We start from the raw sequence: 14,558 nt of genomic DNA on the forward strand, positions 1-14,558 counted from the left end.
GATCCCGCCGCACGCCGATGCCGGCCAGCGGCCGGCACTACCCAGGCATCAGCCATCAGCCCAGCGCTTCGGCCACCGCGCGGAATACCTGCTGCATCTGCAGCGGCTTGCGCAGCACATGCACCTCCACGCCGGCCGGGAACGCATCGGGCGTCACCGCTGCCGTCGTGTCTTCCAGCACCAGTGCCGGGCCGCGGTAACCCAGCGCGGCCATCTCGCCCAGCAGCTGGCTGGCCGGCAGCAGCTTGGAACCGGCATCGGCGATCACCAGTGCCGGCATCGCCTCCTGCTGCATCCAGCGCAGCGCGGCCGGGCCGTCGGAGGCCAGCTGCAGCTGGTATCCCTGGCTGGACAGCGCATTGCCGAGCAGCGAAAGGCGCGTCGCCTCGCCATCGACCACCAGGATCGACTGGCCGCTGCCCAGCGCCACCAGCTGCTCGATCGGCTCGCTGCCGTCGCTGGCCTCATGCATCGGCAGGCGCAGTTCGAAACAGGTGCCCTGCCCTGGCTGGCTGCTGACATGGATGCTGCCGCCGGCGCCTTCGACGATGCGCTTGCAGGACATCAGCCCCAGGCCGGTACCGTCGGCCTTGGTGGTGAAGAACGGGTTGAACAGGTGCGACAACGTGTCCGCATCCATGCCGATGCCTTCATCGGCCACCCGGATGTGCATCCAGTCCACGCCATCGCGCTGGCCGGCATGGCTGGCAATCAGGCTCAGGCGGCCGCCATCGGGCATGGCCTGGATCGCGTTCAACGCCAGGTTCAACATGACCTGCTGCAGCTCGGTGTAGTTGGCGTCGACCACCAGGCCCTGGTCCTGCACCTGCAGTTCCAGCCGTACGGCGTCCGGCACGTTGCTGCGCAACAGCAGCGCCACCGCATCGAACAGGCCGTCGATCTCGATGCGTTCGCTTGGCTTGCGCGAGCCGCGCACGAACGACAGCATCGACTCGGCCATCTCATGGCCGCGCCGGCCGCACTCGGCGATGACATCGGCCAGGTGGTGCAGCTGCGGATCTTCGGTGCGCGCCTTCAGCAGGTCCGGCATGATCAGCAGCGGCTGCAGGATGTTGCGCAGGTCGTGGCTGAGGCCAGCGGCAAGCAGCGACAGGCTTTCCAGCCGCTGCGCGCGCATCAGCTCGGTTTCCACGCGTGCGCGTTCGACCGCACTGCGCGCATCGCGGATCGAACGCGCCACCGCCGACGGCAGGCGCGCCGGCTGGTGCTTGATGATGTAGTCGTTGGCGCCCTTCTGCAGCGCTGCTACCGCGTTCTCTTCACCCATGGTGCCGGAGACGAAGATGAAGGGCACTTCCGGCGAGGTCTCGCGCACGATGCGCAACGCATCGTCACCGGAGAAGCCCGGCATGCTCAGGTCGGACAGCACGATGTCCGGCTGGAACGCGGCCAGCGCCTGGCGCAGTTCGGCCTCGCTCTCGACGCGCTCGAAGCGGGCGTCCAGCCCCGCATCGAGCATCTGTTCGGACATCAGCTCGGCATCTTCCGGTGAATCCTCCACCAGCAGGATGCGCAGCGCCCCCAGGGCGGGACCGGTCAGGGGCATGGGCTCACTCGAGTTCCGGTGCCTGGTTGATCAACGCCCAGAACTTGCCCAGCGTCTGCACGGCGCCGAAGAACTGGTCCACATCCACCGGCTTGACCACATAGGCGTTCACGCCCATGTCCCAGCTGCGGGCCAGGTCGCTCTCCTCGCGCGAGGACGACAGGATCACCACCGGCAGGCGCTTGAGTTCTTCGTGCTCACGGATCTGCCGCAGTACTTCCAGGCCATCCATGCGCGGCATCTTGATGTCCAGCAGCAGCACCGCCGGCAGGCCTTCCTCGCGGTTGGCGAACGCGCCGCGACGCAGCAGGTAGTCCATCACTTCCACGCCATCCTCGACGTGCACGATGGGGTTGGCCAGACGCGCCTCCTCCAGGGCGTCGATCGCCATCTCGGCGTCGGCCGGGCTGTCTTCGGCGAGAAGAATGGTGCGCAGAGTCGTCATGCAGAAGGACCTTGTTTGTCCGCGTCGATCGCGGGAGGCAGGTAGAAGTGGAAGGTGGCGCCGACGTCCGGTTCGGCCTCGGCCCAGATCCGGCCGCCATGGCGGGTCAGCACGCGGCGCACGCTGGCCAGGCCGATGCCGGTTCCAGGGTAGTCGCTGGCCTTGTGCAGGCGCTGGAATACGCCGAACAGCTTGCCGGCATAGGCCATGTCAAAGCCTGCACCATTGTCGCTGACCGTGAACTGATGGCCGCCATCGGGCTGCTGCTGGCAGTCCACGCGGATCCTTGCCGGCTCGCGGTTGCCTGAATACTTCACCGCGTTGCCGAGCAGGTTCAGCCAGACCTGGCGGATCATGTTCTCGTCGCCCACCACGATCGGCAGCGGCGCAATGCTCCACTCGACCTGGTGCGCGTGGCCGCTGTTTTCGGCCTCGGCCTGCAGGTTGGAATCGAGCATGGCGCGGGTATCGGCCACCAGCGACTGCATGTCCACCGCCTGCTGGCGCATCGCCACGCGGCCCAGCCGCGAGTAGACCAGCAGGTCGTCGATCAGCGCCGCCATGCGCCGTGCCGAGCTGGAGATCACCTCCAGGTAGTGGCGGCTCTTGTCATCGGCCTGCTCACCCAGATGGCGTGACAGCTTGTCCGAGAATCCGGCGACATGGCGCAGCGGCGCGCGCAGGTCGTGCGAGACCGAATAGCTGAAGGCCTCCAGTTCGCGGTTGACCTCGGACACCTGCGCGACCTTGCCTTCCAGCTGCCGGTTCAGATCTTCCACGCGCAGCTGCACGGCACGCTGCACCGTTACGTCGCTGACGGTCATCAATACCACTTCGTCATCGGTATCCGGCAGCGGCATGCGCCGTGCGTTGAGCAGCATGTAGCGCACCATGCCGTCGGCGGCGCGCTGCTCGTGCTCGAAGTCCCACAGTTCGCGGCCGCGCAGCAGCACGTCGGACAGACGCTGGCGCATCACCGGGTCCTGCCAGGCGCCGTCACCGACGGTTTCCAGCAGCAGGCCGTCGGCACGCTCGTCCTCCAGACCGTACAGCTCGGCAAACGCCGGATTGTGCAGCTGCACGCGCAGTTCACGATCAAGCAGAACAATGGGCTCGCGCACGGTCTGCAGCACCGATGCCGCACGCGCAGCCGAACGCAGCGATTGCCGCTCGGCGTGCAGGCGACGGCCGATCTGGCGATGCAGCAGCCACAGCACCAGGCCCAGCAGGGCCAGCTGCACCACCAGCGAGCTCCAGGACACAAACTCGGTCTGCCGGCGCTGGCGCGCCGCCTGTTCCGCACGCAGTGCCAGCAGTTCCTGCTCGCTGGCCTGCAATTCCTCGACCAGGCCGCGGATGGGATAGCGCGTGCTCAGATCCTGCACCAGCCCGCGCTGATCGCTGTTGGGTTCGGACCTGGCCAGCTCGCGGGCCAGCGCCATGCGGCCCTCCAGCATCGATTCGATACGACCGATGCGGATCAGCTGGTCGGGATTGTCGCGGGTCATCCGGCCCAGCTCGGCCAGGCGCCCCGGAATCTCGTTGGCGCGCGCCATGCGCTCGCGCAGGCCGGGCGCATCCACGCCCTTGGACAGGGTCAACGCGGCCGATTCGACGTCACGCACGTCCGCCTGCAACTGCTGCAGGGCATTGCCTACGGCCTGGGTATGGTTGACCCAGGCCATCGCCTGCTCGCTGTCCTGCTGCAGCTTGCGCAGGGTCAACCATGGCACCACGATGATCGCGACGGCCGCCAGCGCCAAGGCCGGCAACCGCCAGCGGTCCCAGATGTCGTCACTGAAAACCAGCGCCATAGTTCCTCGTCAGCACGGCCGCGGAGCACCTGCCGGGACCAGCCCGGCTGCGGCGGAACCGGCAATATAGCGCAGGCGGTCACAACTCTGGGATTCAGGGCGCGGCTGGCTGAACGGGTAGGGGGCGTCCCCTTCTTGGTGGCGCCGAGCAGGGCCCGGCTCCAAAGAATCCGCTGGGCGCCCCAGCTGGGGCGCCCACCAGGTTCAGCGCTTGGCAGCGGCGCTGACCTTGAGTGCTGCGGCATCGACGCGGGTCACGCCCTTGATGCCCTTGGCAGTGGTGACCGCCTTGTCCTTCTCGGCCTGGGTCGCCACGGCGCCGCTCAGGCTGACCACGCCGTTCACGGTTTCCACCTTGATTTCAGTGCCCGGAACGTTGCTGCTGGCCAGCAGGTCGGCCTTCACCTTGGTGGTGATCCAGGTATCGGTCACTGGCTCGTTGGAGTCATGGCGATCGGCATGGGTTGCCGGATGGGTGCTGGTCGGCGGGCTCTTCGCGGCCGGGTCCTTGGCGAAGGCGGCCGAGGAGGACAGCGCCAGGCCCAGGGTCAGGGCAGAAGCAATCAGCGTGCGGGTGGTATTGCTCATCGTGTCGTACTCCTTCGGGATGTGCTGCCAGTCTGGACACGCCGCCGTGGAGCAGGCGTGGCGTTGCAGTCATGCCGCTGTGAATCGAAGCGTTTCCAACGGCAACGGTTCAGTTTTGGACGCTGATCGCCGGTCGTTTACCCTGCCCTTTCCCTCTGCCGGAGCTGTGCGATGCGCCCCGACCTGCAACTGGCCCTGATCGGCTACGGCCTCGCCGGCCGGGTCTTCCATGCGCCGCTGATCCAGCACACGCCCGGGCTGGTGCTGCACAGTGTGGTCAGTTCGCAGCGCGACACGCTCCTGCGTACGTTCAGCAACGTGCACGTGCGGGCCACGCCACAGCAGGTCTTCGACGATCCGGCGGTGGATGCGGTGGTGATTGCCACGCCCAACGAACAGCACGCGCCGTTGGCGATCGCCGCACTGGCGGCGGGCAAGCATGTGCTGGTCGACAAGCCATTCGCGCTCGACGTCACCGAAGCCGAAGCGATACTGGCCGCGGCGCGCGATGCCGGACGCATCGCGACCGTGTTCCAGAACCGGCGCTTCGATGCCGACTTCCTCACCCTGCAGGCGCTGTTGGCGGAGGGTGCGCTTGGTGACGTGGCCGAGTGCCATGCGCATTTCGACCGCTACCGGCCGCAGGTACGCGAGCGCTGGCGCGAACAGGATGGCCCTGGAAGCGGCGTGTGGTACGACCTGGGCCCGCACCTGCTGGACCAGATGCTGGTGCTGTTCGGCTGGCCCGAGGCCATCGACGCCGATCTGGCGGTGCAGCGCGAAGGCGGCAGCGGCATCGATTACTTCCACGCGGTGCTGCACTACCCACGGCATCGCGCGATCGTGCATGCCGGTTCGCTGGTGGCGGCACCCACACCGCACTTCAGTGTGCATGGCAGCACGGGCAGCTGGATCAAGCACGGCCTGGATGTGCAGGAGGCGCAGCTGCGCCGCGGTGTTGCACCGGGTGCGCCGGGCTGGGGCATCGATCCGCGGCATGGCGAGCTGCTGCGCTGCGATGCCGAGGACAACGTGCAGCGCAGCACCGTCGACAACCTGCCCGGCGATTACCGGCGGCTGTATGCACAGTTCGCGGCGGCGATGCACGGTGATGGTGAAGCGACGGTCAGTGCGGCGCAAGCGCTGCAGCTGATGCGGTTGCTGCAGGCCGGGATGGACAGTGCGCGCGAAGGGCGGCGAATCGCGTTGGGGTGATCGGCAGGGCTGCGCCCTGCACCTGCCGAATCAACGTCAACGTCAACGTCAAAAGCAAGCTATCCGTGGGATGGCAGGGTGGGTCCGGTTGCGGGGGACGCCGTAAACCCATCCCTGGGAGCTTCGACAGTTTTCCGCGCCCGACGGTAGGTGTCGACCTTGGTCGACACGGATCCACGCCATGCGTGGATCGCGTGGTCATGCGTTTTCTCTGTTATGACTTCTTGATGGCGTGGCCGCCGAATTCATTGCGCATCGCCGACAGCAGACGGTCGGTGAACGAATTGGATTCGCGTGAACGCAGGCGTTCCAGCAGCGACAGCGTGATTACCGGGGCCGGCACGTCCAAGGCAATCGCTTCGGCCACGGTCCAGCGGCCTTCACCCGAATCCTCGACGTACGGGGCGATGCCGTCCAACGACGGATTGCGCTTGAGCGCTTCGGTGCTCAGGTCCAGCAGCCACGAACGCACCACGCTGCCATGGCGCCACACCTCCGCCACCTGGGCCAGGTCCAGTTCCATCTCCTGCTTGCGCTCCATCAGCGCGAAGCCTTCGGCGTAGGCCTGCATCATTCCGTACTCGATGCCGTTGTGGACCATCTTGGTGAAATGGCCGGCACCGGAGGGACCGACACGGGCCCAGCCGCGATCCTCGGCCGGTGCCAGCGTGCGCAGCAACGGGGCGATCTGCTCCACCACCGGGGCGTCGCCGCCGACCATCAGGCTGTAGCCTTCCTGCAGGCCCCACACGCCACCGCTGGTGCCGCAGTCGACGTAGCCCAGATCGTCTTCGGCCAACGCCTTGGCGCGACGGATCGAGTCCTGGTAGTTGGAGTTGCCACCGTCGATGACGATGTCACCCTCGGCCAGGTGCGGGGTCAGCTGGCCCAGGGTCTGGTCGACGGTTTCGCCGGCCGGCACCATCAGCCACACCACGCGCGGCACCGGCAGCGCGGCGACGGCAGCTGCCAGCGAATCCACCACTTCCAGGCCGGCCTCGGCGGCGCGCTGGCGGGCGCCTTCGCCCGGGTCGTAGCCGACCACGCGGTGGCCGCCGCGATGCAGGCGCTGGGCCATGTTGGCGCCCATGCGGCCGAGGCCGATCATTGCAATATCCATTGTTTCACCTTCAGTTGGGGTCTAGGGTCAGGCTGCCTGGCCTGCCGGTAGCCGCGCAGTGGCGCAGCTGCGCCTCGCGCCAACGCCGGTAGAGCGTGGTATGCAGATTGTGCACCGCCAGGTCGATCGAAAACGGCGTTCGTGGGTTGCGATCAAGCAGGCGGGCGACGTGGTAGCCGACGGGACGTATACCGCGCGGGTGCACATAGATCACGAACTGCTGGTAGAACGGATCGTCCAGCAGCTGGTCCATGCGTGCCAGCGTGTCGTGGTAGCGCGGTTCCAGCCGTGCGCGCAGGTCCGGGTCGCGCTCGAACAGCAGGCGCTCGAAGTAGCGCTGGCCGATGCGCGGGATGTCCTGCGCGAGCTTCCACAACTCGGCATTACGCTGGTCGTACCAGGCCAGCCCGCCGTGCAGGGCCAGCGCCTGCGCAGCGCCCTCGCCCACCTCGACCACCACGAAGTTCTCGGCCTGGTTGCTCAGATCGTCCAGCGTGCCCTTGTCGTACACATGTTCGATGAAACCCGGCACACCAACGAACGCCTGCCGCCCCATCATCGATGTGCGCACGGCCTTGCCATCGGCGAAGAAATCACCTGCGCTTGCACCCAGCAGGATGCTGTCGGTGTCATGCAGCGCCAGGAACGTGCCAATCGACAGTTCCGCGGGCTTGAACTCGGTATCGAACGCAGCATCGCCATACAGTTCGCGTTGCGTGGCCAGCTGCGCGACCTGACGGCCGACGCCACATTCGGCACGCACGCTGCCGCTGTAGAACGTCTGCAATGCACGGCTGTTGCCGGCGCTGGGTACGTAACCGCGGCCGAAACTGCGCGTGCGCTGCCAGCCCTGCGCCCCGGCACCCTTCACGCCGAAACCGATCCAGCCCAGCTGCGGACCGGAGAAGCGGAACGTCGGATTGTCCTGCAATGCGGTCGCCGCACGCTGCGTGGCGGCCCCCAGCTCGAACGCATAGGCGCAGACCGTGGCCGGGTTGTCCAGCAGTTGCCGCAGTTGTGCCTGTCGGGCCGCAGCGGGCATTGCGGCCGGCCACTGCACGCGTAGATCGCCCGCCGCCTGCGCCTCGGCCAACGTGGCGCGCGTGCACACGGCACCGCCGTGCACCTGCGGCGTGGTCACCGCCGCCTCTTCGAAGCGCCAGCCCAGCCGCTGCAGCAGGCCCTGCGTGCAGTCCACGGGCGTGGCCGCCGTCCCCAGCACGGGCACCAGCAGCAGGGCCATGCCGATCAACCTGCCGCGCACGCTCACCCCTGGTCCGTGCTGGCCGGTGCAGGTTCCGGAGTCGCAGGTACGGGCGAAGCAGGCGGCGCGGGCGTGGCTGCGTCCGCAGGCAGGTACTGCTGCAGGCGCTGGAAGAAACGACGATAGAACTCCGCATCGGTGACTGTGCTGCTGGCGACTTTCACCAGCGAATCATCGTTGCTGCCGAACGGCAGCGACACCGAGCCCAGTGCACCCACGCCCACGCTGGCCGACGTCGGGCTCTTCTTCAGCGCATAGCGGTCCTGCACCGCGCTGACGAACACCAGCGTCTGGCTGCCACGCGGCGCACAGGAGATGCGCAGCACCAGCTGCTCGTGATCGTCGTCGCGGGGCTGGAAATTCTTGTTGCCCTCCACCTGTGCCTCGTCCGAGCGGGCAATGGCATAGCCCTGGCTGAGCAGGGTCCGCCGCGCCGCTTCGCAGGCATCACCGGGACGGCCATCGACGGTGCGCGAGAAGGTGTCGCCGGAATCAAAGGATTCACGCAGCAGGGTGCTGTCGGCGGCACGGCCACCACAGGCCGACAGGATCAGGGCGCTGCTGAGGGCCACGGCAGCGCTGGTAAGACGGGAGGCCCGCATGGGTACTCCTGCGAGGACGGTACCGCCAAGGGTAGTCCCGCAGCCGTGTGCGGCAGGTCGAAAGTACTCCTGCCCGCCCCCGCCGTTGCGGCCTGTTCATGCACAAAAAAGGGGACGGAGGGGATTAAGTCGTTTGTGCCACAAACGACTTAATCCCCTCCGTCCCCTTTTCAAGCGGGCTGGCGGATCAGTCGGCCCAGCGGCCGGCGCCGGTGGACTGCGGCAGCACCTGCGCCGACAGCGGGCGGTCGTTGGCCAGCAGGTTCACCGCATCGGCCAGGATCGAGGCCGACTCGCGCAGCAGCGGGTCCGGACGCTTCTCGGCCGCCTTCTCGCGCGCCGCATCCTTGACGATGTCGCGCTCGTTGCCGGTCAGGCCGTCGTCGCTGCTGTCATCGGCCAGCGGGTCCAGGGCCAGGCCCAGTTCCTTGCGCTGCACCTGGCGTTCCTTGCGCTGGGCATCCTGGCGCTCGCGTTCGGCGCGGCGGGTCGCCTCGTTGAGCGAGATGTACTTCTTCGCTGCCTCGGTGCGGAACTGCTGCACGTCCTCGTTCCACCACTGGAATTCCTTGTCGGTGGCGATGCGCGCGTCGTGGCGGGTTTCCAGCTTCGGCAGCAGCGGTGCGAAGTTGCCGTACTGGGTGTGCGGCACGGCAGCGATGCGGGTCCACGGCAATGCGTTGTCGTAGGTGCTTTCGCCGAACTCGGTGGCATCGACGCTGGCCGGGAAGGCCAGGTCCGGCACCACGCCCTTGTGCTGGGTGCTGCTGCCGCTGATGCGGAAGAACTGGGCGATGGTCAGCTTGACCTGGCCGAAGCGCTGCGTTTCGCCGCTCGGCCAACGGTCGAGGTCGACGATGTTCTGCACGGTGCCCTTGCCGAAGCTGGTTTCACCGATCACCAGGCCACGACCGTAGTCCTGGATGGCGCCGGCAAAGATTTCCGAGGCCGAGGCCGAACCGCGGTTGATCAGCACTGCCAGCGGGCCGTCCCAGGCCACGCCCTGGTTGCGGTCGCTGTTGACGGTGACGCGGCCACCGGACTCGCGCACCTGCACCACCGGGCCCTGCTCGATGAACAGGCCGGTCAGTTCGATCGCTTCATCCAGCGAACCACCGCCGTTGTTGCGCAGGTCCAGCACCACGCCGTCCAGTTTGTCGTTCTTGAAACCGGCCAGCAGCTTGGCCACGTCGCGGGTGGCCGAGGCGTAGTCGGCGGCATTGCGGCGACGGCCTTCGAAGTCCTGGTAGAAGGTCGGCAGCTTGATCACGCCGACCTTCCGTGCCGGTTCACCGTTGGCGGCCGGAATGGTCATGGTCTCGCCCTTGGCGGCCTGTTCGGCCAGGCGCACCTTCTGCCGGGTCAGCACCAGGGTGTGGTGCTTGCCGTCGGCACCTTCCGCGGCCGGAATGAATTCCAGCTTGACCTGGGTGTCCTTGGCGCCGCGGATCTTGGCCACGACATCATCGATGCGCCAGCCGATCACGTCCTCGACCAGGCCGGATTTGCCCTGGCCGACGCCGACGATGCGGTCACCCGGCTTCAGCGTGCCGTCGACCGCTGCCGGGCCACCGGCGATGATCTCGCGGATCACCACCACGTCGTCCTGGCGCTGCAGCTGTGCGCCGATGCCTTCCAGCGACAGCGACATCGCCTGGTTGAAGTTCTCGGCGGTGCGCGGGGTGAAGTAATCAGTGTGCGGATCAACCGCGCTGGTGTACGAGTTCATGAAGAACTGGAAGACGTCTTCGCCCTTCAGTTCATTGACCGACTTCTCCAGCGTGGCATAGCGCTTGTCCAGCGTCTTGCGGATATCGTCCGGCTTCTTGCCGGCCAGCTTCAGGCGCAGCCAGTCGTTCTTGACCGACTTGCGCCACAGCTCATCCAGCTCGGCGCTGCTGGCCGCCCACGGCACCTTCTTGCGGTCGTATTCGAAACGCTCGTCGGTGGTGAAGTCCGGCTCCTGCTTGAGCAGCCTGCGCGCGTAGGCCACGCGCTCGCCCACGCGCTGCTTGTAGACGGCGAACACCTGGAACGCCGGCTCCAGCTCGCCGCCACGGATGGCCGAAGAGATATTGGCTTCGAACGGCGCGAAGCGCGCCACGTCGGCCTGGGTGAAGTACTGCTTGCCGCCGTCCAGCGTCTCCAGGTAGCGCTTGAACACGTCCTTGGAGGTGGCCTCGTCCAGCGCGCGCGGGCGGTACGCGTAGCGGCTGTCGGACAACAGGCCGTACACCAGCTTGGAGGTGGTCACCTGATCGGCGGTGGCCGCCGCGGGCAATGCAGGCGAGTCGGCCTTGGCCGCCAGCGCCAGCGGCGCGACCAGCGCCAGGGCCATCAGGAATGCGGGGGCTTTGAATTTCATTGACGTGCTCGAAGGCGCCTTGCCAAGGGGGAGACTGCAGGGTGTTCAGACACCACGACAGTGCCGAAAGTTGCCGGGTTTGTCACCCAGCCGCGCTCGGTGGAAAACCAGCCTAGCGGGGCCGGTGTAGCAAATTGTGAATGCAGGCGAAGGCGGGACCGAGCCCTTGCTCGGCAGGCCACCAGCAAGCAGCCGAGCATGGGCTCGGCTCTACAGCAGGCAAAGGCGTGCGAACCAAGGTTCGCACCCACCGAAGGCGGCGGGCCGCGCCCGCCTGGGTCGTCAGGAGACCCCTGCGCCCTTGGCCTGCACGTCGGCGTGGTACGACGAGCGCACCATCGGGCCGGACGCCACGTGGCTGAAGCCCAGCTCGTAGCCGTAGTCTTCCAGCGCCTTGTAGTCCTCGGGGGTCCAGTACTTCAGCACCGGGTGGTGGTGCGCGGTCGGCTGCAGGTACTGGCCGATGGTGATCATGTCCACGTCATGCGCGCGCAGGTCACGCATGGTGGCCTTGATCTGCTCGAACTCCTCGCCCAGGCCCAGCATGATGCCGCTCTTGGTCGGCACCTCCGGGTGCTGCGCCTTGAAGTTCTTCAGCAGGTTCAGCGACCACTGGTAATCGGCGCCCGGGCGCACGTTGCGGTACAGGTCCGGCACGGTCTCGATGTTGTGGTTGAACACATCCGGCGGGTTCTGCGCCAGGATCTCCAGCGCGCGCTCCATGCGGCCCTTGCCGCGGAAATCGGGGGTCAGCACTTCAATGCGGGTACCCGGCGACTTCTCGCGGATGGCGGTGATGCAGTCGACGAAATGCTGGGCACCGCCGTCGCGCAGGTCATCGCGATCGACACTGGTCACCACCACGTACTTCAGGCCCATGTCGGCCACGGTCTGGCCCAGGCTGGCCGGCTCGTTGGCATCCGGCGGCTTGGGGCGGCCGTGGGCCACGTCGCAGAACGAGCAGCGGCGGGTGCAGACCTCGCCGAGAATCATGAAGGTGGCCGTGCCGTGGCCGAAGCATTCGTGGATGTTCGGGCAGCTGGCTTCCTCGCACACGGTCACCAGGCGGTTCTCGCGCAGCTTGGCCTTCAGGTTCTGCACGGCATTGCCCGAAGGAATGCGCACGCGGATCCAGGACGGCTTGCGCAGCACCGGCGCATCGGCGAACTGCACCGGCGAGCGGTTGATCTTGTCACCGCCCAGCTGCTTGACCCCGGCCTGCAACGGCGCGGCGGACGGAGAGTCGCCCTGCACGATCTGCAGGGGAATGGAACGGGCGGTGGTTTCAGTCATGGCAGTTCCGGGGGGCGGTCAGGCGGCCGCAGAAAGATCGGGCAGTTCGGGCGTGTGCTGCAGCAGCAGGCCGAACTGGCGGGCCAGGTGGTCCAGCAGCACCGGCTTGACGGCCTCCATCCCGGAGGGCCCGCCCAAGTCTACTACCGATGTCACCTGCAACCCCTGATAGCCACAGGGGTTGATGCGGTGGAAGGGTTCCAGGTCCATGGACACGTTGAAGGCCAGGCCATGGAAGGTGCAGCCGCGGCGCACGCGGATGCCGAGCGCGGCGATCTTGGCGCCGCCGACGTAGACGCCCGGGGCGCCCTCGCGGCGTTCGGCACCGATGTTCCACTCGGCCAGGGTATCGATGAGGGCCTGCTCGATGCGGCAGACATAGTCGCGCACACCAATGCCCAGCCGCGGCAGGCGCAACAGCGGGTAGACCACGATCTGGCCGGGGCCGTGATAGGTCACCTGGCCGCCGCGGTCCACGTGCAGCACCGGGATCTCGCCCGGCGCCAGCACGTGCTCGTCCTTGCCGGCCTGGCCCAGGGTGAACACCGGGTCGTGCTCGACCACCCACAGCTCGTCGGCGTCGGCGTCGCTGCGCTGGTCGGTGAAGCGCTGCATGGCACGCCACACCGGCTCGTATGCCTGGCGGCCGAGGTCACGGACCACCGCCGGGCGCGGCGCGCGGTCTTCCGGGGCGGCTTCGGCCGGGCAGCTGTCGGCTACAGCGTCCACTTCACTTCCGGGTGGTCGCGCAGCGCCTGGTGCGCCAGGTCGTACTGTTCGCGGCTCTCGGCCTTGAACACGATGCGGACGGACACGTACTTGCCGTTGCTTGAGTGTTTCCAGCTGATGCGTTCATTGACGACATCAATGCCGGCCGCCAGCAGCAGGCGGGGAAGCTCATGTTCCAGGCCGCGGTTGGCCGGGCCCATCGCGCTGAGCTCGAACTGGCCGGGGAACTGGAAGCCGTGGTCGGGGTTGTCGGACTTGATTTCCATGCCCCCCATTATCGGGCCGCAGGGCAACAAACCCAAGAGTATTCATCAAAGTCAAAGGCGGCACCGGCGAGCCGCTGCGTTGCAGCGGGGCCGCGCCCCTGGCAGGGCCGTCCACGAAGGCCGGCCCCGGCAGGCGGCGCGTGCCGGCGCGGGGCCGGCACGCAGGCGGCTTACTTGGCCGTTTCCATCAGGGTGGAGTTGACCCAGCCCTTGTTGCCCATTTCGTCTTCCACTTCCCACATGGTGCCTTCCTTGACGCCGGTGGGGTACAGCAGCATGCCCGGCTCCAGCGAGCGCACCGGCGCACCGGTGCCCTTGGCATTGGCCAGCAGGCGACCAGCCTTGAGCATGGTCACTGCCTGGCCGGAATTGGCCGCCGAGGCATTGGCCGGCAGGCCGCCCAGCTCGGCCACCATGTTGGTGTAGGCCTGCAGGTAGGCCAGGGTGATCACCTGGCCGATTTCGGTGTTGGCATAGCCACCCACGCCCATCGCGCCGATGCCGCCGCCGCCGAACAGGCCGCCACCGGCGCCCCAGCCCAGGTCGGTCTTCTTCGAGTTGCCCTCGACGATGGCCACCTGCTCGGAGGAGCGCACGTCGGTGAGGGTGAGGGTCACGTCCGCGGTCTTGCTGCGGAAGTTCAGGCCGCTGACCACCGCACCGGCCTTGCCGCCGATCAGGCCGCCCAGCAGGCCACCGATGGCGTTGCCGCCGGCATTGCTGTTCTGCGAGATCAGGTCCGGCACCAGCACGTAGTCGGCGGCGCGGATCTGGCCCTTGCCGATGTTGGAGCGGCCGCGCAGCTGGCCTTCGCTGGCCAGCGCACGCTCGGCCTGGGCAGCGGCCATGCCGACGCCACGGTCCACCAGGGTGAAGCACTTGGACTTGTTGACGAAGACCTTGATCAGCTTCGAAGGCGCCGGCAGCTGCTGGCCGGTCCACCAGTTCACCACGTCTTCCGGCTCGATCACCGAGATGGAACCCAGCGGCTTGGTGCAGACCGGAATCTCGGCCTGGCCCTTCTTGCTCTGCTCCTGGGCAGAGGTGCGGCTGTTGGCGAAGCTGTCGCGCAGACCGGCCGACGCCGGGGCACTGACGCCCAACAGGCCGGCACCCAGCAGCGCGCAGGCCAGCACGGGGGCGAGCGAATTCGATTTGTTCATATGAGTCATCCAGCACTTCGCCAACGGCGAAGCACAATCCATGGGTTGAGAAAGGGTCTGGGACCTGAATCCTTTGGTGGCGCCTCCCCAGGCGCCGGCGCAGAGGATAGGGCATGCAGGGACCCAA

General features: G+C 67.3%; 13 protein-coding genes. 1 reads left to right on the forward strand and 12 read right to left on the reverse strand.

Translation table 11 applies throughout. The features are described 5' to 3' along the window. Nucleotides 1-55: 55 nt before the first annotated feature. From K5L94_RS18915 to K5L94_RS18930, 4 genes are all read right to left on the reverse strand, one after another. On the reverse strand, nucleotides 56-1,567 hold the full coding sequence (locus K5L94_RS18915; protein ID WP_274511160.1) for an ATP-binding response regulator: 1,512 nt from the start codon (nucleotides 1,565-1,567) through the stop codon (nucleotides 56-58). A 4-nt stretch (nucleotides 1,568-1,571) separates the two neighbouring features. Continuing rightward, nucleotides 1,572-2,012, reverse strand: a complete 441-nt coding sequence (locus K5L94_RS18920) for a response regulator (protein ID WP_005411057.1) — start codon at nucleotides 2,010-2,012, stop codon at nucleotides 1,572-1,574. Further along, a complete protein-coding gene (locus tag K5L94_RS18925) occupies nucleotides 2,009-3,826 on the reverse strand; it encodes a sensor histidine kinase (protein WP_164087034.1) in 1,818 nt (605 codons plus the stop codon). The genes K5L94_RS18920 and K5L94_RS18925 overlap by 4 nt, the downstream gene beginning before the upstream one ends. A gap of 204 nt (nucleotides 3,827-4,030) precedes the next feature. Further along, nucleotides 4,031-4,414: a BON domain-containing protein gene (locus tag K5L94_RS18930; protein ID WP_006470382.1), complete on the reverse strand. Its 384-nt coding sequence runs from the start codon at nucleotides 4,412-4,414 to the stop codon at nucleotides 4,031-4,033. Between the two features lie 171 nt (nucleotides 4,415-4,585). Here K5L94_RS18930 and K5L94_RS18935 point away from each other — a divergent pair, with 171 nt between their 5' ends. Further along, nucleotides 4,586-5,629, forward strand: a complete 1,044-nt coding sequence (locus K5L94_RS18935) for an oxidoreductase (RefSeq protein WP_180879402.1) — start codon at nucleotides 4,586-4,588, stop codon at nucleotides 5,627-5,629. 214 nt (nucleotides 5,630-5,843) lie between these two features. Here K5L94_RS18935 and gnd read toward each other — a convergent pair whose 3' ends face one another. From gnd to K5L94_RS18975, 8 genes are all read right to left on the reverse strand, one after another. Further along, nucleotides 5,844-6,749, reverse strand: a complete 906-nt coding sequence (gene gnd / locus K5L94_RS18940; protein ID WP_053450821.1) for a phosphogluconate dehydrogenase (NAD(+)-dependent, decarboxylating) — start codon at nucleotides 6,747-6,749, stop codon at nucleotides 5,844-5,846. A 10-nt stretch (nucleotides 6,750-6,759) separates the two neighbouring features. Then, complete coding sequence (locus K5L94_RS18945; RefSeq protein WP_187299781.1) at nucleotides 6,760-7,992, reverse strand: hypothetical protein; 1,233 nt, start codon at nucleotides 7,990-7,992, stop codon at nucleotides 6,760-6,762. Between the two features lie 23 nt (nucleotides 7,993-8,015). Beyond that, nucleotides 8,016-8,615 (reverse strand): DUF2242 domain-containing protein, encoded by a 600-nt coding sequence (locus K5L94_RS18950; RefSeq protein WP_049458253.1) that lies wholly within the window; start codon nucleotides 8,613-8,615, stop codon nucleotides 8,016-8,018. Nucleotides 8,616-8,802: 187 nt separating this feature from the next. Beyond that, nucleotides 8,803-10,980 (reverse strand): carboxy terminal-processing peptidase, encoded by a 2,178-nt coding sequence (locus K5L94_RS18955; RefSeq protein WP_053450822.1) that lies wholly within the window; start codon nucleotides 10,978-10,980, stop codon nucleotides 8,803-8,805. 282 nt (nucleotides 10,981-11,262) lie between these two features. Beyond that, nucleotides 11,263-12,273, reverse strand: a complete 1,011-nt coding sequence (lipA, locus tag K5L94_RS18960) for a lipoyl synthase (RefSeq protein ID WP_053450823.1) — start codon at nucleotides 12,271-12,273, stop codon at nucleotides 11,263-11,265. A gap of 18 nt (nucleotides 12,274-12,291) precedes the next feature. Then, nucleotides 12,292-13,002: a lipoyl(octanoyl) transferase LipB gene (gene lipB, locus K5L94_RS18965; protein WP_006470564.1), complete on the reverse strand. Its 711-nt coding sequence runs from the start codon at nucleotides 13,000-13,002 to the stop codon at nucleotides 12,292-12,294. After that, complete coding sequence (locus tag K5L94_RS18970) at nucleotides 12,990-13,268, reverse strand: YbeD family protein (protein WP_005411067.1); 279 nt, start codon at nucleotides 13,266-13,268, stop codon at nucleotides 12,990-12,992. Before K5L94_RS18970 ends, lipB begins: the two co-directional genes overlap by 13 nt. Before the next feature lie 170 nt (nucleotides 13,269-13,438). Then, the gene (locus K5L94_RS18975; RefSeq protein WP_008267582.1) at nucleotides 13,439-14,431 is read right to left on the reverse strand and encodes a CsgG/HfaB family protein; all 993 of its coding nucleotides are present in this window, start codon (nucleotides 14,429-14,431) and stop codon (nucleotides 13,439-13,441) included. Nucleotides 14,432-14,558: the final 127 nt, after the last annotated feature.

Origin of the sequence: Stenotrophomonas forensis (genome assembly GCF_028752115.1) — a bacterium.
GTDB classification, from domain to species: Bacteria; Pseudomonadota; Gammaproteobacteria; order Xanthomonadales; family Xanthomonadaceae; genus Stenotrophomonas; species Stenotrophomonas forensis.